22 protein-coding genes and 1 pseudogene are annotated in these 23401 nt (G+C 65.3%); 10 read left to right on the top strand and 13 right to left on the bottom strand.

All coding sequences use genetic code 11. The annotated features are described in order from the left end of the window. Nucleotides 1–2: 2 nt before the first annotated feature. On the bottom strand, nucleotides 3–3158 hold the full coding sequence (locus AC1DDG_RS04285) for a S8 family peptidase (RefSeq protein ID WP_476875054.1): 3156 nt from the start codon (nucleotides 3156–3158) through the stop codon (nucleotides 3–5). A gap of 281 nt (nucleotides 3159–3439) precedes the next feature. Beyond that, nucleotides 3440–3625, bottom strand: coding sequence for a hypothetical protein (locus AC1DDG_RS04280; RefSeq protein ID WP_476875053.1), 186 nt, complete (start codon nucleotides 3623–3625; stop codon nucleotides 3440–3442). 239 nt (nucleotides 3626–3864) lie between these two features. Between AC1DDG_RS04280 and purS the strand changes: the two genes are divergently transcribed. From purS to purL, 3 genes are read left to right on the top strand one after another with little or no spacing between them, the layout of a single operon-like run. Continuing rightward, nucleotides 3865–4116 carry a phosphoribosylformylglycinamidine synthase subunit PurS gene (gene purS / locus AC1DDG_RS04275; RefSeq protein ID WP_056631212.1) on the top strand — a complete coding sequence of 84 codons (252 nt, stop codon included), beginning with the start codon at nucleotides 3865–3867 and terminating at the stop codon, nucleotides 4114–4116. A gap of 1 nt (nucleotide 4117) precedes the next feature. Further along, nucleotides 4118–4891, top strand: coding sequence for a phosphoribosylformylglycinamidine synthase subunit PurQ (gene purQ, locus AC1DDG_RS04270; RefSeq protein ID WP_476875052.1), 774 nt, complete (start codon nucleotides 4118–4120; stop codon nucleotides 4889–4891). After that, a complete protein-coding gene (gene purL / locus AC1DDG_RS04265) occupies nucleotides 4888–7221 on the top strand; it encodes a phosphoribosylformylglycinamidine synthase subunit PurL (protein ID WP_476875051.1) in 2334 nt (777 codons plus the stop codon). The genes purQ and purL overlap by 4 nt, the downstream gene beginning before the upstream one ends. A gap of 75 nt (nucleotides 7222–7296) precedes the next feature. Here the strand turns inward: purL and AC1DDG_RS04260 are convergent, their stop codons facing one another. From AC1DDG_RS04260 to AC1DDG_RS04235, 6 genes are all read right to left on the bottom strand, one after another. Next, nucleotides 7297–7965: a hypothetical protein gene (locus tag AC1DDG_RS04260; protein ID WP_476875050.1), complete on the bottom strand. Its 669-nt coding sequence runs from the start codon at nucleotides 7963–7965 to the stop codon at nucleotides 7297–7299. Between the two features lie 392 nt (nucleotides 7966–8357). Further along, the gene (locus AC1DDG_RS04255) at nucleotides 8358–8651 is read right to left on the bottom strand and encodes a DUF503 domain-containing protein (protein ID WP_476875049.1); all 294 of its coding nucleotides are present in this window, start codon (nucleotides 8649–8651) and stop codon (nucleotides 8358–8360) included. Between the two features lie 75 nt (nucleotides 8652–8726). Further along, entirely contained in the window at nucleotides 8727–9044 is a 318-nt protein-coding gene (locus AC1DDG_RS04250; protein WP_476875048.1) for a putative quinol monooxygenase, read from the bottom strand. A gap of 50 nt (nucleotides 9045–9094) precedes the next feature. After that, entirely contained in the window at nucleotides 9095–9721 is a 627-nt protein-coding gene (locus AC1DDG_RS04245) for a hypothetical protein (protein ID WP_476875047.1), read from the bottom strand. A 14-nt stretch (nucleotides 9722–9735) separates the two neighbouring features. Next, a complete protein-coding gene (locus AC1DDG_RS04240) occupies nucleotides 9736–10284 on the bottom strand; it encodes a DUF1990 family protein (RefSeq protein ID WP_476875046.1) in 549 nt (182 codons plus the stop codon). Further along, the gene (locus tag AC1DDG_RS04235; protein ID WP_476875045.1) at nucleotides 10281–10760 is read right to left on the bottom strand and encodes an MmcQ/YjbR family DNA-binding protein; all 480 of its coding nucleotides are present in this window, start codon (nucleotides 10758–10760) and stop codon (nucleotides 10281–10283) included. Before AC1DDG_RS04235 ends, AC1DDG_RS04240 begins: the two co-directional genes overlap by 4 nt. Before the next feature lie 45 nt (nucleotides 10761–10805). On the opposite strand from AC1DDG_RS04235, the gene AC1DDG_RS04230 reads away from it, so the two are divergent. Then, nucleotides 10806–11834: an isopenicillin N synthase family dioxygenase gene (locus AC1DDG_RS04230; RefSeq protein ID WP_476875044.1), complete on the top strand. Its 1029-nt coding sequence runs from the start codon at nucleotides 10806–10808 to the stop codon at nucleotides 11832–11834. Nucleotides 11835–11866: 32 nt separating this feature from the next. On the opposite strand, the gene AC1DDG_RS04225 is transcribed toward AC1DDG_RS04230, so the two are convergent. After that, nucleotides 11867–12292 (bottom strand): CoA-binding protein, encoded by a 426-nt coding sequence (locus AC1DDG_RS04225; RefSeq protein WP_476875043.1) that lies wholly within the window; start codon nucleotides 12290–12292, stop codon nucleotides 11867–11869. Between the two features lie 274 nt (nucleotides 12293–12566). On the opposite strand from AC1DDG_RS04225, the gene acs reads away from it, so the two are divergent. Genes acs through AC1DDG_RS04205 form a run of 4 tightly spaced genes read left to right on the top strand, consistent with a single transcriptional unit; the run spans nucleotide 12567 to nucleotide 17851 of the window. Further along, nucleotides 12567–14792, top strand: coding sequence for an acetate--CoA ligase (acs, locus tag AC1DDG_RS04220; RefSeq protein WP_476875042.1), 2226 nt, complete (start codon nucleotides 12567–12569; stop codon nucleotides 14790–14792). A 10-nt stretch (nucleotides 14793–14802) separates the two neighbouring features. Further along, nucleotides 14803–15996, top strand: coding sequence for a dimethylsulfone monooxygenase SfnG (sfnG, locus tag AC1DDG_RS04215; RefSeq protein ID WP_476875041.1), 1194 nt, complete (start codon nucleotides 14803–14805; stop codon nucleotides 15994–15996). Beyond that, nucleotides 15996–17357 carry an O-acetylhomoserine aminocarboxypropyltransferase/cysteine synthase family protein gene (locus tag AC1DDG_RS04210; RefSeq protein ID WP_476875040.1) on the top strand — a complete coding sequence of 454 codons (1362 nt, stop codon included), beginning with the start codon at nucleotides 15996–15998 and terminating at the stop codon, nucleotides 17355–17357. Before sfnG ends, AC1DDG_RS04210 begins: the two co-directional genes overlap by 1 nt. Further along, a complete protein-coding gene (locus AC1DDG_RS04205) occupies nucleotides 17357–17851 on the top strand; it encodes a CoA-binding protein (RefSeq protein ID WP_476875039.1) in 495 nt (164 codons plus the stop codon). Before AC1DDG_RS04210 ends, AC1DDG_RS04205 begins: the two co-directional genes overlap by 1 nt. 187 nt (nucleotides 17852–18038) lie before the next feature. Here AC1DDG_RS04205 and AC1DDG_RS04200 read toward each other — a convergent pair whose 3' ends face one another. From AC1DDG_RS04200 to AC1DDG_RS04185, 4 genes are all read right to left on the bottom strand, one after another. Then, on the bottom strand, nucleotides 18039–18740 hold the full coding sequence (locus tag AC1DDG_RS04200; RefSeq protein WP_476875038.1) for a hypothetical protein: 702 nt from the start codon (nucleotides 18738–18740) through the stop codon (nucleotides 18039–18041). Then, nucleotides 18737–19285: an RNA polymerase sigma factor gene (locus tag AC1DDG_RS04195; RefSeq protein WP_476875037.1), complete on the bottom strand. Its 549-nt coding sequence runs from the start codon at nucleotides 19283–19285 to the stop codon at nucleotides 18737–18739. The genes AC1DDG_RS04200 and AC1DDG_RS04195 overlap by 4 nt, the downstream gene beginning before the upstream one ends. Before the next feature lie 87 nt (nucleotides 19286–19372). Next, the gene (locus tag AC1DDG_RS04190; RefSeq protein ID WP_476875036.1) at nucleotides 19373–19921 is read right to left on the bottom strand and encodes a hypothetical protein; all 549 of its coding nucleotides are present in this window, start codon (nucleotides 19919–19921) and stop codon (nucleotides 19373–19375) included. A 212-nt stretch (nucleotides 19922–20133) separates the two neighbouring features. Then, on the bottom strand, nucleotides 20134–21423 hold the full coding sequence (locus tag AC1DDG_RS04185) for an adenylosuccinate synthase (RefSeq protein ID WP_230118699.1): 1290 nt from the start codon (nucleotides 21421–21423) through the stop codon (nucleotides 20134–20136). A 398-nt stretch (nucleotides 21424–21821) separates the two neighbouring features. On the opposite strand from AC1DDG_RS04185, the pseudogene AC1DDG_RS04180 reads away from it, so the two are divergent. Together AC1DDG_RS04180 and AC1DDG_RS04175 are read left to right on the top strand one after the other, a co-directional pair. Further along, a pseudogene (locus tag AC1DDG_RS04180) lies at nucleotides 21822–22511 on the top strand (cobalamin-independent methionine synthase II family protein); the annotation flags it as partial. A gap of 212 nt (nucleotides 22512–22723) precedes the next feature. Continuing rightward, nucleotides 22724–23359 carry a uracil-DNA glycosylase family protein gene (locus AC1DDG_RS04175; RefSeq protein ID WP_230118698.1) on the top strand — a complete coding sequence of 212 codons (636 nt, stop codon included), beginning with the start codon at nucleotides 22724–22726 and terminating at the stop codon, nucleotides 23357–23359. The last annotated feature ends 42 nt before the right edge of the window (nucleotides 23360–23401 follow it).

Genomic DNA, 23401 nt, shown 5'->3' with positions numbered 1-23401 from the left:
TCCTAGATGGAGTTATCCGGAGCCTTGGTCAGGTCCTCGTTGTGGACCTTCCCTCTTTCCTTCTTTTTCTTCGGATCCTCCGAAGCCGGCGGAACCGCGGTGGTCGCGCCGGGCGTCACCACTACGCTCACGAAGGTCGGTGCGCTGGCACCGGCGAACGTGACCCGGCCAATGTATGAACCGGGAGCCAGGCTGTTCCAGGTCAGAGCGAGCTTGCCGGACGCGCCGTTGGCAAGGCGAACAGGATCAGGAGTCACGGTCGCATTGCCCACGTTTGCGCCCAGTACCGCTGCGTCCACGGAAGCCTTGGTGGGCTGGCCCTTGGGGCTGTCGTAAAGATTCACGAACATCGTGTAGGTGCCCGCCACGGGATTCGGAATGGACACCGATTCGCTGGACGAGGCCGTAGCAACAACGATCGCCTGGTTGTCGGGGGTGATGACAACCATGTCGAAGTCAGCGCTTTCATCCGCGGAGAACACGGACAGCTTGGCCAGCGGTGCACCGGCCGGAACGTCGACGGTCTTGACGGAGTTCGAGGCATCGGCCGCGTACTTGAACGGCCCTGGGACCAGCTCGATGGCGGAGGAATCCGCCTTGGACAGGCCGTCCAGCGTCACGTTGGTGGGCGAGCTTGAACCGGACACGATGCTGATGTTTCCGGAGCCGTTGCCTCCCTGCGACGTGAAGGCGACGTCCTTCGGGGCCACGACTGACTGGGGACGTACCGCAATCGGCGAGGCCACAGTCTTGTTCGACCCCTGCCAGGTGAGCGAGCCCGTGGCGAAGTACCCCAGTTTGGCGCTCTGGTTCTCGAAGGAAACCTTGAACGTGCGCTTTTCACCGGGTGCGTTGAACGACAGGATGGACGGGGTGACCGTCACCTTTACACCAGGCACGCTGGCCTTGGCGCGGTATACGCCCGGCGTCAGCGCCGTCACCGTGCGGGTGACCTCGATCCTGCCCGCCAGGTTTCCGAGCGAGAACGACGGGACGTTCATGTCGCGCGGCTTGGTGGCGCCGAGGCCCGGGATGCCCAGGTCAACACCGGTTCCCTGGATGAACCGCAGGTAATCGTCGCCGTCGGCGTCGTAGACCAGACCCGGATCCAGCACGCGGGCCGGATCCACCTGCCCGGCTCCGGCGGCCAGGACATCGGTGTTCTTTTTGCCGTCTGCGAGCTTGACGTCACTGGCCGTTGTCATCATGGCCGACTTCACGGCCGCCGGTGACCAGTTCGGGTTCTTGCCCAGGATGAGGGCGCCGAAACCGGCAACGTGCGGGGAGGCCATGGAAGTTCCGGACATGAATCCGAATTTGTCCCCGCCGGCACCGATCGGCGATACACCGGCCAGGATGGCAACACCCGGGGCTGCGACGTCGGGCTTCAGGAGATCGGAGTCCGTGGCAAGCAGCGGACCGCGGGACGAAAAGCCGGCGATCTGCGGCTGCGCTTCAGCAGGCAGCCCGGTGGTGTCCTTGTTGACGAGGGAGACCGTGATGGCCGGGTTCGCCGCCACCTTGGCCTTGATCTCTTCCGTCGCGGGAGGGTTCACGTGGACCGTCGGGACAGAGTGCTTGTCCGCGTCGAGGGACGACGCGGAGACGTTGACCAGGATCATGCCCACGCCGCCGCCGCGCGCCACTTCGGCGCTCTTGGCAACGCGGTCATAGGTGCCTCGGTCACAGACCACGACTTTGCCGGATATCTTTGCCGGATCCAGCGATCCGGGGCCGCACAGCCGTGGCGTGGCGTCGGTCCCCGAGGCGGCGTTTGCGGCGAGGACCACACCGGCGCCGGCTGCTTCGCGGTTCATGATGCTGGCGCCGCGGTACTTGCTGCCGTCGGAGAACTCAACGGTTCCCTGCAGTTCCTGGGAGAAGCTGCTGGCGGCAACCGTGGTGACCCACGGTTCGCCGTGGTTCACCGTGCTGGCGTCGGGCCCCGAGTTGCCTGCCGACGCGGCCACGAAGATGCCGGCGGAGGCTGCCGACAGGAAGGCCATTGAGACCGGGTCGGTGGTGGTGGACGTGGTGCCCGAGATCGAGTAGTTCAGCACGTCAACACCGTCCATCACGGCCTGGTTGATCGCATCGATGGAGGATGAGGTGTAGCAGCCACCGGTGGCGGGGTCGTTGTCCTCCCAGCAGATCTTATAGACCGATAGCTTGGCCGCCGGTGCGATGCCGCTGGTCAGGCCGAAGCTGCGGCCATCCACAAACGACTCCACGTTGGCGTTTCCGGCAGCGGTGCTGGCCGTGTGGGTTCCGTGGCTGCCGACGTCGACCGGGGAAATCAGTTCTTCCGGTGCGCGGTCCGCCTTGTCCACGGTGTCCTCGAACGCTTCCGAGAAGTAGCGTGCGCTCAGGACCTTGGAGTTGCAGGCCTTGCCGTCGAACCCTTCGCCTTTCTGGCACTCACCTTCAAACGTGCTGCCGTCGGACTTCAGCATGGCGATCTTGCCGCCGGCGGTGCGGTAAGGAACGCCGACCTTCGGCTCGCCGGTGAGGGGCTTTACCTCTTCCCCGGCGAAGAAGGCACTGGACGGTGTGTATCCGGAATCGATGATTCCGACCACAACGCCCTTGCCCGCTCCGGCCTGACCGCCAAACTGGGTGTTCCAGGTGCCTTGGGGTCCACTGAGCTTGAGGAAGTCGGTGGTGGAGTAGTCCGGCGCCCGCTGGGTGTCCGGGGCGACGTCGAGTACGTCCGCGCTCTTGGCGAGGTTCACGGCCTGGTCGGCAGTGAGTGTGGCACTGAACCCGTTGAGTGCGGCAGTGTACTTGTGCCGGATCTGCACATGTTCCTTAGCGGCGAGCGCTGTCTGCTTCGCCTCCAGGTGTGCCTGGTACTTCCGCACTTCGGCCCGGCTGGCGTCGAGTTTGCGGCCTGACTTCGGTTTAGTGGCCGGCAGTCCTGCTGTGCCGCCATCGTAGGTGGCTGCGGGCTTTTCGGCCAGGACCACGATGTAGCGTCCCGCCTGGTAATCGTTCGGATTAATGTTCTTTTGCTGCGCAGCCGCCGCCGGACCCTGTGGCGGGCCGGCGATGGCGGGCGAAGCGGCGACGGATGAAAGGAGCAAAGGCAAGCCGACACAAAGTGCCGCTGCTTTCCGGGCCCCCCGGCTTCGGAAGAAGCTTTTTCCTGCTGATTTCACGAGTGATTTGAACCTTTCATAAGGAACCGTCCCGGCTGCGTTGCCGGGCTCATGCGGCCAGGCCGCGTGGGGTTGACAGGTCTTGTCGATCCCAGCGATGGTCAGCCGAACCCCACAGTACCTACTGATAGGTAGTTATGACATAGGACACAAACGACAATTTAGTTTTGTCACTCCAAATTTCGTTGCACGAATCACCGGGCGGTTTAAACGCCGGCGGCGGGCACCCTAAAGGGCACCCGCCTGCGGAACGTCGGAAGCTCTGCTACTCCAACGGAATGCTACTGCCGAGGTGTGCGGACCACGTCGCTGATCCACTTACGTGTTTTCTCATCCACCGGGCCCGCGACGCGATTCTGTTTGGCAGCCCGGTCTGCCCTGATCTTCTGGAGAACCATCCTCCCAAGCCCCGCAAAAACAGCGGCGGCAACCACGGGCAACAGTACAGATTTCGGTTTCTCGGCCATGCCGCAATCCTACTGAGGGCAGGGACGGCGGGCCAGAGCCGCCGTCGTACTTCTCAGACTCCTATGCCGCCGGCCCCGAATACAGCGTGCGGCGCTGCGGCCGGTAGAATGGGCAAGCAAGCTCGCGGAGCGCCCGTCCATGTCGTGCCATTTGTACCCGAAGCGGCCACAGACGAACGGCGTGAGACGGCACCACTCCGCTGCGCCCTTACCCAATGCTCACGCACAGGAGTTACCGGATGCCCCGGATCGTTGTCGACGTCATGCCCAAGCCCGAGATTCTGGACCCGCAGGGGAAGGCCATCGTGGGTGCACTCCCCCGTCTGGGCTTCACCAGCTTTAGCTCTGTCCGCCAGGGCAAGCGTTTCGAACTGACCGTCGACGGCGAGGTGACCGACGCAATCCTGGCCCAGGCCCGTGAGGCCGCCGAGACCCTGCTGTCCAACCCGGTGATCGAGGACGTCGTCAACGTCGAGGTCGTCGAGGCCTGAGATGACTGAACTTCCCCTGATTGGCGAGGCGGTCGCCGTGGCGGCCAACCCGAGCCTCGCCGGCGCCAAGATCGGCGTGGTCACCTTCCCCGGAACCCTTGACGACCGCGACGCCGCCCGTGCGGTCCGCCTGGCCGGCGCCACTCCCGTGGCGCTCTGGCACGCGGACACCACGCTGGGCGACGTTGACGCCGTCGTGATTCCTGGCGGATTCTCCTACGGCGATTACCTCCGTGCCGGCGCCATCGCGCGCTTCGCGCCGCTGATGTCTAAGATCATTGACGCCGCCAACTCGGACGCCAAGCTGCCGGTCCTTGGCATCTGCAACGGCTTCCAGATCCTCACCGAATCGCACCTGCTGCCCGGCTCCATGATCAAGAACGACCACCTGAAGTTCATGTGCCGCGACCAGGTCCTGCGTGTGGAGAACAACAGCACCGTGTGGACCGGCGACTACGCCGCCGGCCAGGAAATCACCGTGCCGCTGAAGAACCAGGACGGGCAGTACATCGCCGACGAAAAGACCCTGGACGCCCTCGAAGCTGAAGGCCGCGTGGTGTTCCGCTACGTCGGTTTCAACCCGAACGGCTCCCGCCGCGACATCGCAGGCATCTCCAACGCCGCCGGCAACGTCGTAGGCCTCATGCCGCACCCCGAGCATGCAGTGGAGGTCGGCTACGGTCCCGAATCACTGGACGGCATCGGCGGCTCAGACACCGATGGCCTCGGTTTCTTCACCTCTGTACTGAACAAAATCGTGGGAGACAACAAATGACGGAGACCCACTCGGTCGCGCAGCCTGTCGAGACCGCCAGGAAGTTCAACATCGACACGGTCGAGAACGCAGGCAAAACGCCGGACACCGAACTCCCCTGGGCCGAACTGGGCCTGAAGCAGAACGAGTTCGATGAGGTTGTGAAGGTCCTGGGCCGCCGCCCGACCGGCGCAGAGCTCGCCATGTACTCCGTGATGTGGAGCGAGCACTGCTCGTACAAGTCCTCGAAGAACCACCTGCGCCAGTTCGGCGACAAGGTGACCGACGAGATGAAAAAGGACATGCTGGTGGGCATCGGCGAAAACGCCGGCGTCACCAACCTGGGCGACGGCTGGGCCGTGACGTTCAAGATCGAGTCGCACAACTCGCCGTCGTTCGTTGAGCCCTACCAGGGCGCCGCAACCGGCATCGGCGGCATTGTCCGCGACATCATCTCCATGGGCGCCCGCCCGGTGGCCGTGATGGATCCGCTGCGTTTCGGCGCCATCGACCACCCGGACACGGCCCGCGTCATGCACGGCGCGGTTGCCGGTATCGGCGGTTACGGCAACTCCCTGGGCCTGCCCAACATCGGCGGCGAAATGGTCTTCGATTCCGTGTACCAGGGCAACCCGCTGGTCAACGCGCTGGCTGTCGGCGTCATGCGCCACGAGGACATCCGCCTCGCCAACGCCTCCGGCAAGGGCAACAAGGTTGTCCTGTTCGGTGCCCGCACCGGCGGCGACGGCATCGGCGGCGCCTCCGTGCTGGCCTCGGAGTCCTTCGACGACACCAAACCGTCCAAGCGCCCCGCCGTCCAGGTGGGCGACCCCTTCGCGGAGAAGGTCCTGATCGAGTGCTGCCTGGAGCTGTTCAAGGGTTCGCTGGTTGAAGGTATCCAGGACCTCGGCGCCGCCGGCATTTCCTGCGCCACGTCCGAGCTCGCCTCCAACGGCGACGGCGGCATGGAGGTTGAGCTGACCTCCGTCCTGCTGCGCGACCCCACCCTGACCCCGGGCGAAATCCTGATGTCGGAGTCGCAGGAACGCATGATGGCCGTGGTTACGCCCGAGAACATCGCTGCCTTCGAAGCAGTCATGGATAAGTGGGCCGTGGAATACTCCTGGCTGGGCGAGGTGACCGACACCGGCCGCCTGATCATCACGTGGGAAGGCGAGATCATCGTCGACGTCGACCCGCGCACCGTGGCCCACGACGGTCCGGTCTACGACCGCCCCTACGCCCGCCCTGAATGGCAGGACGCCCTCCAGGCCGATGCATTCACTGGATCAGTACAGGATGCCGGCCGTCCCTCCGCCCCCGCGCAGCTGGCAGCAGCCGTTACCGAGCTCGTTGCCTCGCCGAATATGTGCGACAAGTCCTGGATCACCAACCAGTACGACCGCTACGTCGGCGGCAATACCGCCCTGGCGTTCCCGGATGACGCCGGCGTGGTCCGTGTGGACGAGGAAACCGGCCTGGGCGTGGCCCTGGCCACCGACGCCAACGGCCGCTACACCTACCTCGACCCGTACCACGGCGCACAACTGGCACTGGCAGAGGCGTACCGCAACGTGGCCACCTCCGGCGCCGTGCCGATGGCCGTCAGCGACTGCCTGAACTTCGGCTCCCCCGAGGACCCGGATGTCATGTGGCAGCTCGCCGAGGCGATCCGCGGCCTGTCGGATGCCTGCATGGAGCTGGGCATCCCGGTCACCGGCGGCAACGTCTCGCTGTACAACCAGACCGGCACCACGCCCATCCACCCCTCCCCCGTGGTGGCAGTGCTGGGCAAGCTGGACGACGTCGCCCGCCGCACGCCGTCGGGCTGGCGCGAGGACGGCCAGGCCATCTACCTGCTGGGCACCACGGCGGCAGAGCTGGACGGTTCGGAGTGGTCCAACCTGCGCGGCCACCTTGGCGGACTTCCGCCCAAGGTTGACCTCGCCGCCGAACGCGCGCTGGGTGAAATCCTGATCAACGCGTCCCGCGACGGCATGGTGGATTCGGCTCACGACCTCTCCGAAGGCGGCCTTGCGGCAGCACTCGTGGAGTCCTCGCTGCGCTACGGCGTGGGTGCCCGGATCGCGCTGCAGGACGTCCTGGACCGCGACGGCGTGGACCTGTTCACGGCACTGTTCTCCGAGACGCAGGGGCGTGCGGTTGTCGGCGTGCCCCGCTCCGAGGAGGTCCGCTTCACGGACATGTGCACCGCCCGCGGCTTTGCCCACACCCGCATCGGCGTGGTGGACGCAGCCAGCGGCCAGCTGGAGATCAACGGCGTGGACAAGCTCTCACTTGATTCGCTCCGCGAAGCCCACGAGGCCACCCTGCCGAAGTACTTCGGCTAGGGACTGACCCTCCATCGATTGCTCCGTAACTGCCCTTTTGATCGCTCAGAACGGCAGTTACGGAGCAATCGTTCGTTAACGCCCAGGCCGCCAGCCGGCTCGGACCAAGGCCGTCCGCACTTTTGCCACCGCAGCCTTGGCGTCATTGACCATGTGACGCTTGGAGATCCGGACCTCCGTCCATCCCAAGGCTTCGTATCTTTCGGAGCGGGCGATATCCCGGACGATCTGCCCTTCCTCGCCGTGGTGCTCGCCCTCGTATTCGATGCCGATCCTGTATTTTCGATACGAGAGGTCCGGCTGATGGTGCCTGGTTCCGTCGTCCTCGATGATGGGCACGTTCAGTTCCGGCTCGGGTAGCCCGGCCCTTTTCATGGCCAACCGCAGCAGGGACTCCTGCGGGGAGTCGGAGCCTACCCGGATGAGCTTGATGGCTTCCTTGGCTTTGCGAATGCCGCGCTTTCCCTTGTGGCGGTCGATCATCCGTTGGAGGTCTTCCAGGCTGCACAGCGGCATGTCCCTGCCCTCCAGCTCGGCACGCGGAACACGGACGCAGCTGTCACCGGCCACCACGAGGTCGTCAACGCTTAGCATTTCGGCCAGGTCCAGCCATGTTCGCTCCGGAGTGGTGATGGGGATCCCGTCCAGCACGGTGACCTCGTCCTCGTAGAGCTTCATGCGGTGGACGATCACATGGGGACGGTTGAGATGGGCGGCGCCCTCCGGTCGGATCACGTGGTACATCTGCGGTGCCTCCTTCTGCCGGCGACGCGGCAGCGACGAGAGCTCCGCGGCTGTGAGGTGGGATGCGGCGCATCTCTCGTTGACCTCGACGAATGGCCGCACCCTGACGCTTAAGGGGAGCTCCGACGTCGGACTCTTCGACCGGATGCCTCTTCCCAAAGCCGTCAGCGACCCGTGGCGCAACCGCTTAGGGGTGACGCCAGCGCGGCCGGCCTCGGCAACAGTGAAGGGGCGTCCTTCTAACTCCTTGGGGAGCCGGCGTGCGGTTTTCATGGATTCATCAGATCAGAACCCCTTGACCGCTGCAGAAGTTATCCACACCACCCATCGAGTGCTCCGTAACGGCCCTTATGGACGCTCAAAAGGGCCGTTACGGAGCAATCGATGGAGGTTCAGTCTTCGCTGTGGAGTTCGCGCTGGCGGGCGCTGAGAAGTTCGAGTTCCGGGCGGGCTGCCACAAAGCGTTCGACGGCGGTGAGCACCTCCACGAGGTGAGCACGGTCAGCAGCCACGAGCCCCGCCCCAAGCCGCGCGCGCCGGTACTGGTCCTGGTCCCCCACCTCGGCCACGGACACGTCGTAGCGCCGTTTCAGTTCCGCGAGCAGCGGCCTGACCACGGAGCGTTTCTCCTTAAGGCTGTGAATGTCGCCCAGGAGGATGTCGAACTCAATCCATCCGATCCACATGCGGTTAATGCTATCGAGTGCTCCGTAACTGCCGTTTTCAGGGCTCAAAAGGGCACCTACGGAGCACTCGACGGGTCAGATGGTGAGCTCGCCCATCCGGTCCCAGCCGTCGCCGTCGAGCTGCCGGCTGATGATGTGGGGCGTTTCCGCAAGGGCCTGCGGCATATCCGCCATGGCCTTCTTGAAGTGCTCGCTGTTCACGTGGTCCCCGGCGGCGTCGTCCTTGAACGCTTCCACCAGGACGAACTCGTTGGCGTCATCCACGCTTCGGGACCAGTCGAACCAGAGGTTGCCCGTTTCCTGACGCGTGGCCTCGGTGAAATCTGCCACGAGATCCAGCCACTTGTCGGACCAGTCGGGCTTGACCTTGAATTTGACGACGATGAAGATCACGGGAGCTTTCCTTTCGTTCCTGGGTGCAAAGACTTCATTCTCGCACTGCCTTAGTGTGCGGCCAGAGCCTGTTCGCACTCTTCGATTGCCTCACGCGCGTACTGCTGCTGCGCCGGGGTCCCTACGCGCTCCGCCCACTGCTCGGCCAGCTGGAACTCCACCAGGGCCTCGGTGAGCCGGCCTGCCCCGTGCAGCGTCCGGCCCAGGTTGTTGTGCAGCGCCACCATCCAGCGTTTCGTGCGGGGCTCGTGGGCGGTAGAGGCGTATTCCAGCACACTCCGGGTCCAGGGTTCCGCATGGGCGGAGTCGGCGATGGCGAGCATGTGGAGGGCGTCCACGGCCAGGAATTTTTCGCCCAGATGATCGCCCAGCTCCGCGGCCTGCTCGAACAACGGCACCGCCATCGCGGCCTGGCCGCTTGAGTTCAGGATGCGCCCCCGCTCAAGCAGGATTCGAATACCGACGGTGGGCTCCTCTTCACTGTCGATCGAGTCGAGCAGCCCGTCCGCCTCCTCGAAGCCGCCCTGCAGGCCGATGGCCCGGCCCAGCTGCGTGGCGAGCTCCGCCCTTTCGTAGACGTCATAGTCTTGATCGTCCATCGCGTCCCGGAAACGCCGTTCGGACAGTTCGGGATGCTCGAAATCCCACAGTCGGTCAAGGGTGGTTTGTTCCAGCATGTACCGTCTCCTGATCAGCTTGCACCTGCGGCAAGTTGGCGTGCACCTTCAATGTATCGGGAAGTGACGTGCCGCTGCGCCGCCCGGGCCACGATGCCGCCCGCCGCGTAGAACCAGTTCGAATGCCTGCTGAAGGCCGTGATCTTGAAAAGCACCGTGCCCCGGTCATCAATGGACACCTCGAACGCCTCTTCGCCCCGCTCGGGGTGTCCCGGCAGGGTGCCGTAGGCGAAGCCGGCGGACTGCGGTCCCCCGCCGGGGACCGGCCGGTGGACCCACACCACCTCGCAGGGGGCGTTGATCCGGAAAGGTCCGACGCCGAATCCGCTCACCACGCGTGCGCCGGGAACCACGACGTCGGACTCGGTGCGGACCCGAAGCCCCGACCGGCGCTGCAGCTCCCAGGTGAGGATGCCCTGGGCAACCCGGCCGTAGGTTGCCAGGCCCTCGCCAAGGTACGTCTGCGTCACCAGGCATGGGAAACCCTCTGGCGGCGGGCCATCTTCCGTGGAGCCGATGCCCGGATAGTTGAGTTCACCCTGCGCCAACCGCTTTTCAGTCATATCCCTGCCGTTTTCTGTTCCGGTTGCCCCTCGTGTCCGGGCTGGGCCCCTCCCGCTGCTTCTCCGGCAGGACCTGGGGCACGGACCAGCCGGGCCCAGCCCAGCTGTTCCTGCTGTTTGCGGCTCAGCGAAGCCACCACGAGATCGTAGGAGTCCTCCACCATGTCGCGGACCATGGAGTCCGGCAGCGAGCCATCAAGCCGCACGCCGTTCCAGTGTCTCTTGTTCATGTGCCAGGCGCCGGTTATTTCTGAATGGGCGGCCCGCAGCTGCTCGGCCAGCGCGGGCTCGCATTTGAGGCTCACCGACCAGTCCTCAGGATCCATGGCGGAAGCCGCAAACATCTTGGCCTCGTGCCGGGCCCCGCCGGCTACGGCGGACCGGACTTTGAAGACCGACGTTTCAGGGCCGAACGGAAAGTCCTCGAAGGCCCCGGGAAACGACAGGCAGATTTTCCTCAGTTCGGCAGCATCCATGCTGCGAGCCTACAAAGGCTTCCCCGGCGGTGCTAGTCTGCGAGCATGTCACCTGATCGGGAGGCCATACCTGTTCTGGACTTGGGCGCCGCACGTCAGGCCGATGGGTCATTTAGTCCGGAATTCATTGAGCAGCTGCGCGATGCCACGCACCGGGTGGGCTTCTTCCAACTCACTGGTTACGGGGCCGCGCCGGGCCAGGCAGAGGAACTGCTGGCCGCCATCAAGCGCTTCTTTGATCTTCCCCTTGAGGAGCGGATGAAGCTGGACAACCGGCTCTCCCCGCATTTCCGGGGCTATACCCGGATGGGCACGGAGGTCACCCAGGGAAGGGCGGACGCACGGGAGCAGATCGATTACTCTCCGGACCGTGAACCTGTCCCCGATTATCCCGACGAGCAGCCGTACTGGCTCCTCCAGGGCCACAACATGTGGCCTGATGAATCGCTGCCCGAGCTGGCGCCCGTTGCAATGGCATGGGCAGGGCTCATGTCCAAGGTGGGAAACGAACTCCTGCGCGGCATCGCAGTCTCCCTCCGACTTCCTGAGGACCACTTTGACGAACCGTTCCGGGAGACCCCGGCCTGGATGGGCAAGCTGGTCCACTACGTCGGCGGAGTGGTGGAAGCGGCCGGCGATCAGGGAGTCGGCTCGCACGCGGACTACGGTTTTGTCACCCTCCTGCTTCAGGACGCGGTAGGCGGCCTGGAAGTGCTCCCGCCGGGGGCCAGCGAGTGGTCTTCCGTGGAACCCATTCCTGGAGCGCTCGTGGTGAACCTTGGCGAGATGCTGGAAGTGGCAACCGGGGGCTACCTCGCCGCCACCATCCACCGGGTTCAGGCGCCGCCGCCGGGTGTGGACCGTTACTCCGTGCCCTTCTTCTGGTCGCCGCGGCTCGATGCGGTGATCGAACCGGTCCCCCTCCCGGAGGAGCTGAAGGCGCAGGCCCGCGGCATCTCGGACGACCCGTCCAACCCGATGCTCGCCTCCTTTGGCATGAACATGCTCAAAGGCCGGATACGCGCCCATCCGGACGTGACGGAGCGTCACTACCCGGACCTGATGAAGCGCTGAGGGCAGCGCGAATGCCGGCCGCGGATGCCGGCCTAGAGCCCGAAGTGCCAGCCCTCGCGGGCGGGGCAGGAGTTGACCACGACGTCCAGTCCGGCGGCCTTGGCGCGTTCCACGGCGTCGTCGTCGAAAACACCCAACTGCAGCCAGACTGCCTTGGCGCCCACCGCGATCGCCTGATCAATCACCGGCCCCACCTTGTGTGAGTTCACAAAGCACTCCACGACGTCGATCGGGTGCTTCTCCGGCGGGATCTCAGTCAGGGAGCGGTAGCCCTTCTCCCCATGGACGTCGTCTCCGGGGAGATTAATGGGGATAATCTCCATTCCCATGCGGTCGCGGACATAAAGGGCGACGTCATAGGCCGACCGCCATTCGTTGGTGGTGAGGCCGACAATGGCCCATCTCCCTCTGGTTCGCATGAGGCGCTCGATGACTGCTCGATCGTTAACGTGGGCCATGCATCAAGCCTACGCCTGCGGCGTTCCCGCATGATTTCCGAACAAATGAACGAAAGTGGCACCCGCCAAAGCGCCGAGAAGAATATTACGTCGCAAAACGGGGCAAATTTTGTAGAATCCCGCGGTTCCGTTTTAGTAGATAGCGACCATCCCGAGCGGCCTAGAGACCTGGATCGATGAAGCCGCAGCAACCCGGTGACGTGGGACGACCATTCCCGCCGATCTGTTCCCCGGAACAACAGGGTGCTACTGCCAGGTCCGATGGAGTACCCAAATGACCCCCGAGATTTCTTCTGCTCTGCCTTCGTTTGCCCGGATTTCCCCTGCGGAGACCCGGACGGCCGAAGTTCCACAAACCACTTCGAACGCGACGGCGATCGAAGCAGGGCTGCGTGACGCGCCCGGCTCCCTTCGCGGCTCTTCGGGATGGTCCTCGACCGAGCCCACGGAAGGCGCAGTGCACGGCGTCCCCACTGGCGGGCTGGCGCGTCACAGCAGCACCACCCCGGGTTCTGTTCAGTACAGCGGCCTGGACACCGATCTGGACACTGTTGAATTCTGGGAGCAGCAGGCCCTCCGCCTCGATTGGGCCACACCCGGTCAAGCAGGGCACGGCGGCAAGCCCTGGCCCACCGCCCACCGGAGGGTGCCCGCCAATCTTGAGACCGGCACCGGCCCGGACATCACCTGGTTCGAGGGCGGCCGGCTCAATGTGGCCCACAACTGCGTGGACCGCCATGTCGCGGCGGGACGCGGGGACAAGGTTGCCCTCCACTTCGAGGGCGAGCCCGGTGACCGTCGCACCGTCACCTACGCCGACCTCCAGCGTGAGGTGTCCAAGGCCGCGAATGCCCTCCTGGACCTGGGCATCGCCAAGGGCGACCGCGTGGTCATCTACCTCCCTGTCATTCCGGAAACCGTCATCATCACGCTCGCTGTGGCCCGCATCGGCGCCATCCATTCCCTCGTTTTCGGCGGTTTCTCTGCTGAAGCCCTCAAGTTCCGGGTGGAGGACACCGGCGCCAAGCTCCTGGTCACCACGGACGGCCAGTTCCGCCGCGGCGTGGCCGTTCCGGTCAAGGACAACGCGGATGCCGCCGTCTCCGGCGACAACGCCATCGAGCACGTCCTGGTGGTCAACAGGACCACCCCCGCGGACCGCCTGGCAACCGTCCCGATGACTGAAGGCCGCGACGTGTGGTGGCATGACGCCGTAGGGACCGCCTCGGAGGTCCAGGAGGCCGAAGCGTTCGACGCCGAGACCCCGCTCTTCATCATGTACACCTCCGGGACCACCGGAAAGCCCAAGGGACTGGTGCACACCTCGGGCGGCTACCTGACCCAGGCATCGTGGAGCTTCGAGCACCTCTTCAGCAACCCCGACCCCGCCCTCCGGGACCAGGACGTGCACTGGTGCACCGCCGACCTCGCCTGGGTCACCGCGCACACCTACGAGATCTATGGCCCGCTCTCAAACGGTGCCACGCAGGTGATTTTCGAGGGCACGCCCAACACGCCGCACCCCGGCCGGCACTTCGAGATCATCGAACGCTACGGCGTCACGCAGTACTACACCGCGCCCACCCTGGTCCGCTCGCTCATGGGCTGGTTCCCGGACGGCGTGCCGGACACCTACGATCTTTCCTCCATCCGGATGCTCGGCACCGTGGGCGAAGCGGTCAACCCGGAAGCCTGGCGCTGGCTGCGCCGGAATGTCGGTGCCGGCACGGCCCCCGTGGTGGACACCTGGTGGCAGTCCGAAACCGGTGCCGCCATCCTCTCCCCGGCGCCAACGGACACAGAGTTTAAGCCGGGCTGCGCGGCCCGCCCGCTGCCCGGCGTCAGCACGCGGATCGTGGACGACGCCGGTAATACCGTACCGCCGGGCGTCCAGGGTTTCATTGTGGTTGACACCCCCGGACCCGCGATTGCGCGCACTGTGTGGGGCAACCCCCAGCGCTACTTCGATTCGTACTGGCGCAAGTACGCTGCCCAGGGCTGGTTCCTTGCCGGCGACGGCGCCAAATACGACGACGACGGCGACATCTGGATCCTCGGGCGGGTAGATGACACCCTCAACGTCTCCGGGCACCTGCTGTCCACCATCGAGATCGAGTCGGCCCTCGTGTCCCACCCGGACGTCGTGGAGGCCGGCGTGTGTCCGGTCGCGGATCCCAAGACCGGCCACGCCGTCGTCGCCTTTGTGGTGCTGAAGGGCGGGGTTTCCGCGGTTTCGACGCGCTCAATCAACGACGACCTCCGCAACCACGTCGCCAAGGAGATCGGGCCGATCGCCAAGCCGCGCGACGTCGTCGTGGTTCCCGATGTCCCCAAAACGCGCAGCGGCAAGATCATGCGGCGCCTCCTCACGCAGCTTTTCGAAGGCACCACCCTCGGCGACACCACCTCACTCCAGAACGAGCCGGCCATCGCCGGCATCCAGGCCGTGCTGCGCCGCCGCACGGCCGTCCCCTCAGCACCCGTCACCGGCCAGAAGTAAAGGAATAACAATGAACGACATCAGCAACGTAGCCCGTCTTTCCGAGCCCCTGAAGTTCGCCTACTGGGTGCCCAACGTGTCCGGCGGCCTGGTCGTCTCCACGATCGAACAGCGCACCGGCTGGGACTTCGATTACAACAAGAAGCTGGCACGGATCGCCGAGAACTCCGGCTTCGAATACGCGCTGACGCAGACCCGCTACGCCGCCTCATACGGCGCGGACAAGCAGCACGAGGCCACGTCCTTCAGCCTGGCGCTGCTGGCGGCCACGGAGCGGCTCAAGGTCATTTCCGCCGTCCACCCCGGCATGTGGCACCCCGGCGTCCTTGCGAAGTACATCATCACCGCCGACCACATCTCCAACGGCCGCGCCGCCGTGAACATCGTCTCCGGCTGGCTCAAGAATGAGTTCACCAACTTCGGCCTCGAGTGGCTGGAACACGACGAGCGCTACGTCCGCACCGAGGAGTTCATCAAGGTTCTGCGCGGCCTGTGGACCGAGACGGAGTACAGCCAGTCCGGCAAGTACTACAACATCACCGACTTCACCCTGAACCCGGCACCGGTGGACATTCCCGGCCGCGCGCACCCGGAGATCTTCTTCGGCGGCAACTCCACCGCGGCCCAGGCCACGGCCGGCCGCGTGGCCGACTGGTACTTCTCCAACGGCAAGGACCTGGAAGGCTTCAAGGAAAACATCGCCGGCGTGGTGGCCTCCGCAGGAGAAAGCGGGCGCGGGGCCGAAGGCGCCATCGCAGCGCCGCGTTTCGGCCTCAACGGCTTCGTGATCGCCCGCGATTCGGAGCAGGAAGCCCGCGACACGCTCCGCGAGATCGTGGAGAAAGCACACAAACCTGCAGTCCAGGGTTTCCGCGACGCCGTTCAGGAGGCCGGAGCGTCCACCAAGGACGGGAAGGGCATGTGGGCCGATTCCACGTTCGAGGACCTTGTCCAGTACAACGACGGCTTCAAGACCCAGCTGATCGGCACCCCGGAGCAGATCGCCGAGCGGATCGTGGAGTACAAGAAAATCGGCGTGAACCTGTTCCTCACCGGCTACCTGCACTTCCAGGAAGAGATCGCTGCGTTTGGCCAGGATGTCCTGCCGATCGTCCGCGAACTCGAGGCGGACCTGGCCCGCAAGAACGGCACCGAACTGGACCTGTCCCAGACCCCGGTTGCCTCTGTGCCGGTGGCTGTCTGATGGCAGACCGCAAGTTCGGCTTCCGCACCCGCGCGCTGCACGCCGGCGGCACGCCCGACGCCGAGCACGGCGCCCGTGCCGTGCCCATCTACCAGACCACGTCCTTCGTGTTCAAGGACACCCAGGACGCGGCGAACCTGTTTGCCCTGCAGAAGTACGGCAACATCTACTCCCGCATCGGCAACCCCACCGTGGCCGCGTTCGAGGAGCGCATTGCGTCCCTTGAGGGCGGCATCGGTGCGGTGGCCACGGCTTCCGGGATGGCTGCAGAGTTCATCACCTTCGCCGCGCTCACCCAGGCCGGCGACCACATCGTGGCCGCCTCCCAGCTGTACGGCGGCACCGTCACGCAGCTGGACGTGACCCTTCGACGCTTCGGCGTCGACACCACCTTCGTTCCCGGCACCGACGCCGCAGACTACGCCGCGGCTGTCCGGGAGAACACGAAGGCGATCTTCGTCGAGGTGGTGGCCAACCCGTCGTCGGAAGTCCAGGACCTTGCGGCCCTGGCGAGGGTAGCGCACGACGCCGGCATTCCCCTCGTCGTCGACGCCACCTTGAGCACGCCGTACCTCGTGCGGCCGATCGAACACGGAGCGGACATCGTGATCCATTCCGCCACCAAGTTCCTCGGCGGCCACGGCACCACGCTGGGCGGCGTGATCGTGGAGAGCGGCAGGTTCAACTGGGGCAACGGCAAGTTCCCCACCATGACCGAGCCGGTGGCCTCCTATGGCAACGTCTCCTGGTGGGGGAACTTCGGCGAGTACGGCTTCCTCACCAAGCTCCGTTGCGAACAGCTGCGGGACATCGGCCCCGCACTCTCACCGCAGTCCGCGTTCCAGCTGCTGCAGGGCGTCGAAACCCTTCCCCAGCGCCTGGACGAGCACCTGAAGAACGCCCAGGCCGTGGCGGAATGGCTCGAGGCCGACGAGCGCGTGGCCTACGTGAACTTCTCCGGGCTGCCGTCCCACCCACACTACGAGCGGGCGCGGAAGTACCTGCCCCTGGGTCCCGGATCGGTGTTCTCCTTCGGCGTCAAGGGCGGCCGCGCGGCCGGGCAGAAGTTCATCGAGTCCCTCCAGTTGGCGTCGCATCTGGCCAACGTTGGCGACTCCCGCACCCTGGTCATCCACCCCGGTTCAACCACCCACCAGCAGCTGAGCCCGGCCCAGCTCGAGTCTGCCGGAGTTCCGGAAGACCTGGTCCGCATCTCGGTCGGCCTCGAGGACATTGACGACATCCTGTGGGACCTGGACCAGGCCCTGACCGAAGCATCGGAGGTGGAAGCCTCGGATGCTTCCACCCGCGGCTTAGCGTCCCCGGCGGCGGCTGAAGCCTGCACGATCGGAGCGAACTGATGAGCACGGAAGACCGCACATGGGAAGGCCCCTCAGCACCGGAACGCCTGAACCTGCTCCGGCAGGCAAAGAGCATTGCCATTGTGGGCGCGTCGGACAAGCCGTCGCGTGCGAGCTATTTCGTGGCCACGTACCTGCAGTCATCCACCCGGTACAAGGTGTATTTCGTGAACCCGGCGGTAAAGGAGATCCTGGGGCAGCCCACGTATGCGTCGCTGGCCGACCTGCCGGAGAGCCCGGACATCGTTGATGTGTTCCGCAAGCACGACGACCTGCCGGGCGTCATGGACGAGGCCATCGCGGCTGGAGCCAAAACCCTCTGGCTGCAATTGGGCTCGTGGCATGAAGACGTCGCCAAAGAAGCCGAGGCGGCCGGACTCGACGTCGTCATGGACCGCTGCGTCAAGATTGAGCACGCCCGATTCCATGGCGGACTTCACCTGGCCGGCTTCGACACCGGGGTCATCTCGTCCAGGCGGCAAGTGCTGGCTTAAGGACTACGCCTGCAGCAGGAAAAAGTGCCGGGCTGGAACCTGATGGGGGACAACTTCCAGCCCGGCGCTTTCATATGGGTAATCGCCGCGATGACTCGCGAGGTTACGCCGATTCGAAAAAAGTTCGAGAAAGTTTTTGTGGTGGCGGCCTTGGGCGCCCTGAAAAGGACTGACAACTTCCAGGGGTTCAGGGGTTTCCTGGGGAGGGAGCCGGAACGGCACCCGGCAGGGTCGGTACCGCCGGCTTCGGTTTGGACGGAAGCTGCGGCCGTATGCCGCCGCCCGGAACAACGGGGAGCTGCGTCGGCCGGGCGGGTACCGCAGCAGCTTTGTCGGGCTTCCCGCCAGGAGCCGCACCTGGCAGCGCGGAGGGGCCCGGGGTCTCGCGGCTGCGAGGTGCGGCGGGCGCCCGCGACTGTGAGGCAACCGCCGGCGACGATGCTGCCGGCGAAGACGGAGCTGCGGTCGGTGAGGTTGGCGAAACAGCCGTAGGCCTCGGCAGGTCTGCGGGCGAAGGACTCCCAAGGTCGGTCCCTGGAGCGGTGGCCTCGTCAGCGGGCTGGAGGAACTGCACCACGGAGTGGCCAACGCTTCGGCGGAAGTCCTCGCTGGAGGCAGCCACGGCGCCGGCGCCAAGGCCCATCGCGCCGACAACCGCGGCGCTGACCACTGCTCCCATCCTGCGCTTCCTGCCCTGGCGGCGGAGTTCCAGACTGGACACGCCCGGCGTGAGCAGGGCGGCGAGGTCCGCGCGCGGTGCCGGAGCGACGTCTTGGGCGAGCCCGCGCAGTTCGTCAAGGGTCCTGCAAAGGTCCGCGTCCTCTTCGAGCCCGGAATCACGGAGAATCGCCTGGATCTCCCCGTCCCTGCCTGTCGGCGTGACACTCATGATGGCGCGTGGTCCTTTTCCTTGACGAGTTCGCGCAAGGCAAGGAGCCCGCGCCGCTGAAGCTGTTTGATGGCGCCCGGAGTCTTGTTCATGATGCCGGCCACCTGTTCGATGGAGAGGTCCGCAACGATCCGCAGGATCAGGACTTCCCGGTGCTCGTCATTGAGCATGGAGAGGGTGGAGGTGATGCCACCCAGCCTGCCCAGCACGTCGTCCTCGGCAGAGTTCGAATACCGTTCGTCCTGCAGCGGGTCATATTCGGTCAAGTGGGGTGCCCTGGCGGACCGGCGGTGGTAATCCACGAGCCGGGCGTGGGCAACTGAGAAGATGAAGGTCCGCAGCCCCGTGCGTCCGCCCTTGACGCCTGTCAGCTTTGGCAGGATATCCACGAAGACGTCCTGCGTGAGCGCTTCGGCGTCATCCACACCACGTGCCCGGAAATATCCGAGCACAGCGGGCGAAATAGTACTGTAGACGGCGCTGAAGCCGGAAGGGTCGCCAGCAAGGGCGGCTGACAATTCGTCATCGGTCAGCTGAGCTGCCAAGGAGCTGTCCTTCCCTTACTGCGGGTGTGCGGCGGTAGTAAGCCTAGCCGCCGCACACCGTGAACCCCTAGTCGGGGAAGTCGCTGTTTACTTGCCGGCCTTGGGCACGTCAGCGGAGGCATCTGCGTCAGCGCGGACATCGGCACCGCCGGAAACGGACGGCGTGGCCGGCTTGGCCACGTGGTCTGCAACGTCCGGGACAGCCGGGGTGGCAGGGACAGCCGGGGTGGCGGGAACACCGGCGCCACCAGGAACAGCTGGCGTGGCGGGGATTGCGGTGACTGCGTCAGCACCGGCAGTGTTGCCGGCGCGTGAGGCGTGTGCCTTGGCCGTCGCGGAGTCCTTGTCCGCTTCCACGCTGGCATCAGCGGCGTCCGCAGCCTCGCCGGCGGCCTTGGCCTTGGCGTCCGGGGTGGCCGGGACGGCGGGCACAGCCGGCGCCCCGGGCATTGCGGGAACGGCGGGCGTTGCGGGAACGGCAGGCGTGGCCGGAACGGCGGGCGTAGCGGGGGTCACCGCTGCATGCTGTGAGCCCGATACCTGGGCCGCGTTGGCCAGTCCGATGCTGGAGAAACCTCCGACAACGATGATGGCGGCGCCGACAGCAATCTTGGTGGTCTTGCTAACACTCTTCATAAGAAAAAAAGTCCTTTGGTTGGTCGAAGGCCGGGCCGGGGGCCGATGGGGGGAAGGCCACCGGCCCGGCGCTTACACATACGTAATCGCAGCAAGGGGGGTCGCAGGTTACGCGCAACCGGAAATTCCTTAGATATCCGGGAGGGTACGACGGCGGCGGGCCACCTGACAAAGGTGACCCGCCGCCGTCGAACGTCCCTGGAGTGGAGTCGTCAGTCGTTGATGAGGTCGTTGACCACAATGGTCTGGTCGCGGTCCGGGCCCACGCCGATCGCGGAGAATCGGGTGCCGGACAGCTTCTCCAGCGCCAGCACGTAGTTCCGGGCGTTCTCCGGCAGGTCCGCGAGGGTGCGGGCGCCGGTGATGTCCTCGGTCCAGCCTTCGAAGTACTCGAAGATGGGCTTGGCGTGGTGGAATTCGGTCTGGGTCATGGGCATTTCGTCATGCCGGACACCATCGACGTCGTATGCGACGCAGACCGGGATCTGCTCGATGCCCGTGAGCACGTCCAGCTTGGTGACGAAGTAGTCCGTGAACCCGTTGACGCGGGAGGCGTGCCGTGCCAGGACGGCGTCGTACCAGCCGCAGCGGCGCGGACGGCCGGTGTTCACACCGAACTCGCCGCCGGTTTTCTGCAGGTACATGCCCATCTCGTCGAACAGTTCCGTGGGGAACGGACCCGCTCCAACGCGCGTGGTGTACGCCTTGATGATGCCGATGGACCGGGAGATGCGCGTGGGCCCGATGCCGGAGCCCACCGAGGCGCCGCCGGCGGTCGGGTTGGAGGAGGTGACGAACGGGTAGGTGCCGTGGTCCACATCGAGGAACGTGGCCTGGCCGCCCTCCATAAGCACCACCTTGCCCTCGTCCAAAGCGGTGTTCAGCACCAGCGTGCTGTCGATGACCAGCGGGCGCAGCCGTTCCGCGAAGGAGAGGAAGTAGTTGACGATCTCGTCCACGAGGATGCCGCGGCGGTTGTAGACCTTGACCAGCAGTTCGTTCTTCTGGCGCAGCGAGCCTTCTACCTTCTGGCGAAGGATGGACTCGTCGAAGACATCCTGGACGCGGATGCCGAGGCGGGCCACCTTGTCCATGTAGGCCGGGCCGATGCCGCGGCCGGTGGTGCCGATGGCGCGGCTGCCCAGGAAACGCTCGGTGACTTTGTCCAGCACCTGGTGGTACGGCGCTACGAGGTGGGCGTTGGCCGAGACGCGCAGCTTGGAGGTGTCCGCGCCGCGGGCCTCGAGCCCGTCGATCTCCTGGAACAGGGCTTCAAGATTCACCACGCAGCCGTTGCCAATAATCGGAACCGCGTTCGGGCTCAGGATGCCGGCAGGAAGGAGCTTGAGCTCATACTTCTCACCGCCCACGACGACGGTGTGCCCGGCGTTGTTGCCGCCGTTCGGCTTGACGACGTAGTCGACGCGGCCGCCGAGCAGGTCGGTGGCCTTACCTTTGCCTTCGTCGCCCCATTGGGCTCCGACGATCACGATTGCTGGCATGGGATCCTCCCCCATTCGTTCGGGCCACCCGCAGTTGGCCCACCAGGTGGGCCCGCCACAACGCAGCGCCGTTCATGAGAATGCCCCGAATTCATCGCCCGCACGCACGGCGTTGGCCAATGAGCGAAGACGCAAGAGTTCCGGGGCTCTTACCACCCAAGTTTAGCCGATGGGCCGCTGAAGTCTTGCTTTGGCCGACGAGCCGCGGCGGCGCTGCCTCGTCTAATTTCCTGTGAACTCCACGGCCGTCTCAGCCAGCATCATGAGCCACCGCTGCCTGCCTGCCCTGCCGCGACATATATGGCCAACGATTTGCCAGCGCTCGCCCCGTGGAATTAAGTGAGGGTGACCATCCCGAGCGGCCGAGGGACCTGGATCACTGACGCCGCAGCAACCCCGGCCTCACGGACGGTTTCGTTGCCTCGCTGTCCCCGGGCTCCTGCGCCCGGGTAGCCAATGAGTACTACAAAACTGATGAGGAGCTCCTCTACGCGTGCGCTGACGCCATGCGGGAGGAATACAAGGCCATCATTGATGCCGGCCTGACGGTGCAGCTGGATGACCCGTCGCTGGCCGAAAGCTGGGACCAAATCAACCCCGAGCCCAGCCTTGAGGACTACCTCAAGTTCATCCAGCTGCGCGTCGAGGCCACCAATTGGGCCCTCCGCGACCTGCCCGAGGAACAGATCCGGCTGCACGTCTGCTGGGGCTCATGGCACGGACCGCACACCACCGACATTCCGTTCGCCGACATCATCAAGTCCGTTCTGCAGATCAACGCCGGCGGATACTCCTTCGAGGCGGCCAACGTCCGGCATGAGCACGAATGGCGCGTCTGGGAAGACACCAAGCTCCCCGAGGGCAAAGTGATCATCCCCGGCGTCGTCTCGCATGCCACCAACGTGGTGGAGCACCCGGACCTGGTGGCCGACCGGATCGAGCGATTTGCCCGTCTGGTGGGACGCGAAAACGTCATCGCCTCCACCGACTGCGGGCTGGGCGGCCGCGTCCATCCCCAGATCGCCGTTGCAAAGCTGGAGGCTCTCGGGGAGGGCGCACGCCGCGCCACGAAGCGTCTCTGGCAGTGATTTAGCCCTCTTTAAACATCCCGCGGGCCCTGCCCTGCGGGCCTTTCGGTCACCGGGACGCCAGAAGGCGGGGTCCGCATTTCGTGCGGCTTGCTAAACTGATAAGGATCGACCAGGAATCGATCCACACCACATTTCAAACCACCCCGGACTTGACGCGCCCGCTTCCGGGGAGGCAGCGTGACCGATCCCCGCAGGAGACCCAGCAATACATGACAGCCATGGCTACTGAATCTTTCCGTGAACAACTTCTGAGCCGCCGTTACGAACCCAACGTCGCAGCCGTAAATGAGCTGTGCGACTCCCTGCAGAACACCAAGCCAGGCACCCAGGTGCCCTACGTCGACCCCATGCACGATGTCGACGAATGCCGCATCATCAGCCTCTACTCCAACATCGGCACCTCCTCGCCCTCGGGCTTCATCACGCCCGGCGACGACGACGCCGCCGCCCGCATGCTCGGCGTGCAGTGGAAGCTCGGGCTCCGGCCCGAGTACGTCATGCCGTGGAATGTGCACCCGTGGCATGTCCCGGGCGAGCCGAACGGCAAGTTCACCCCGGACCAGATTTCGGCCGGACTCAAGCCGCTGTTGAAGTTCCTGGCGTTCGTGCCCCGGGCGTCCGTGATCGTGGCTCACGGCACTGAGGCCAACCGGCTGGCCGGTCTGCTGCTCAAGACCGAGGTGCCCCTGCTCTGGCGCCGCGGCCTGAAGACCTACAAGGTCCGTTCGCTCAGCGGCCGTGCCTTCGCCGGCACGCCTGCCCGCCAGCAGCAGTATCTCGACGAGATGCACGTTGTCTACGCGGACGCGATGGCCCGCACCGGCCTGGCGAAGGCCGCCAGCTAGCGCCTTACGCTTCAAAGTACGACGGCGGGCGGTCACCTTTCA

It is taken from the genome of Arthrobacter sp. 10L430, assembly GCF_056395245.1.
This window is presented reverse-complemented; position numbering and strand designations above follow the sequence as displayed.

Coding starts and splice junctions, on each gene's coding strand:
- AC1DDG_RS04280 (WP_476875053.1), bottom strand. CDS start 3,625: ATGGCCGAGAAACCGAAATCTGTACTGTTGCCCGTGGTTGCCGCCGCT.
- purS (WP_056631212.1), top strand. CDS start 3,865: ATGCCCCGGATCGTTGTCGACGTCATGCCCAAGCCCGAGATTCTGGAC.
- purQ (WP_476875052.1), top strand. CDS start 4,118: ATGACTGAACTTCCCCTGATTGGCGAGGCGGTCGCCGTGGCGGCCAAC.
- purL (WP_476875051.1), top strand. CDS start 4,888: ATGACGGAGACCCACTCGGTCGCGCAGCCTGTCGAGACCGCCAGGAAG.
- AC1DDG_RS04260 (WP_476875050.1), bottom strand. CDS start 7,965: ATGTACCACGTGATCCGACCGGAGGGCGCCGCCCATCTCAACCGTCCC.
- AC1DDG_RS04255 (WP_476875049.1), bottom strand. CDS start 8,651: ATGTGGATCGGATGGATTGAGTTCGACATCCTCCTGGGCGACATTCAC.
- AC1DDG_RS04245 (WP_476875047.1), bottom strand. CDS start 9,721: ATGCTGGAACAAACCACCCTTGACCGACTGTGGGATTTCGAGCATCCC.
- AC1DDG_RS04240 (WP_476875046.1), bottom strand. CDS start 10,284: ATGACTGAAAAGCGGTTGGCGCAGGGTGAACTCAACTATCCGGGCATC.
- AC1DDG_RS04235 (WP_476875045.1), bottom strand. CDS start 10,760: ATGGATGCTGCCGAACTGAGGAAAATCTGCCTGTCGTTTCCCGGGGCC.
- AC1DDG_RS04230 (WP_476875044.1), top strand. CDS start 10,806: ATGTCACCTGATCGGGAGGCCATACCTGTTCTGGACTTGGGCGCCGCA.
- AC1DDG_RS04225 (WP_476875043.1), bottom strand. CDS start 12,292: ATGGCCCACGTTAACGATCGAGCAGTCATCGAGCGCCTCATGCGAACC.
- acs (WP_476875042.1), top strand. CDS start 12,567: ATGACCCCCGAGATTTCTTCTGCTCTGCCTTCGTTTGCCCGGATTTCC.
- sfnG (WP_476875041.1), top strand. CDS start 14,803: ATGAACGACATCAGCAACGTAGCCCGTCTTTCCGAGCCCCTGAAGTTC.
- AC1DDG_RS04210 (WP_476875040.1), top strand. CDS start 15,996: ATGGCAGACCGCAAGTTCGGCTTCCGCACCCGCGCGCTGCACGCCGGC.
- AC1DDG_RS04205 (WP_476875039.1), top strand. CDS start 17,357: ATGAGCACGGAAGACCGCACATGGGAAGGCCCCTCAGCACCGGAACGC.
- AC1DDG_RS04200 (WP_476875038.1), bottom strand. CDS start 18,740: ATGAGTGTCACGCCGACAGGCAGGGACGGGGAGATCCAGGCGATTCTC.
- AC1DDG_RS04190 (WP_476875036.1), bottom strand. CDS start 19,921: ATGAAGAGTGTTAGCAAGACCACCAAGATTGCTGTCGGCGCCGCCATC.
- AC1DDG_RS04185 (WP_230118699.1), bottom strand. CDS start 21,423: ATGCCAGCAATCGTGATCGTCGGAGCCCAATGGGGCGACGAAGGCAAA.
- AC1DDG_RS04175 (WP_230118698.1), top strand. CDS start 22,724: ATGACAGCCATGGCTACTGAATCTTTCCGTGAACAACTTCTGAGCCGC.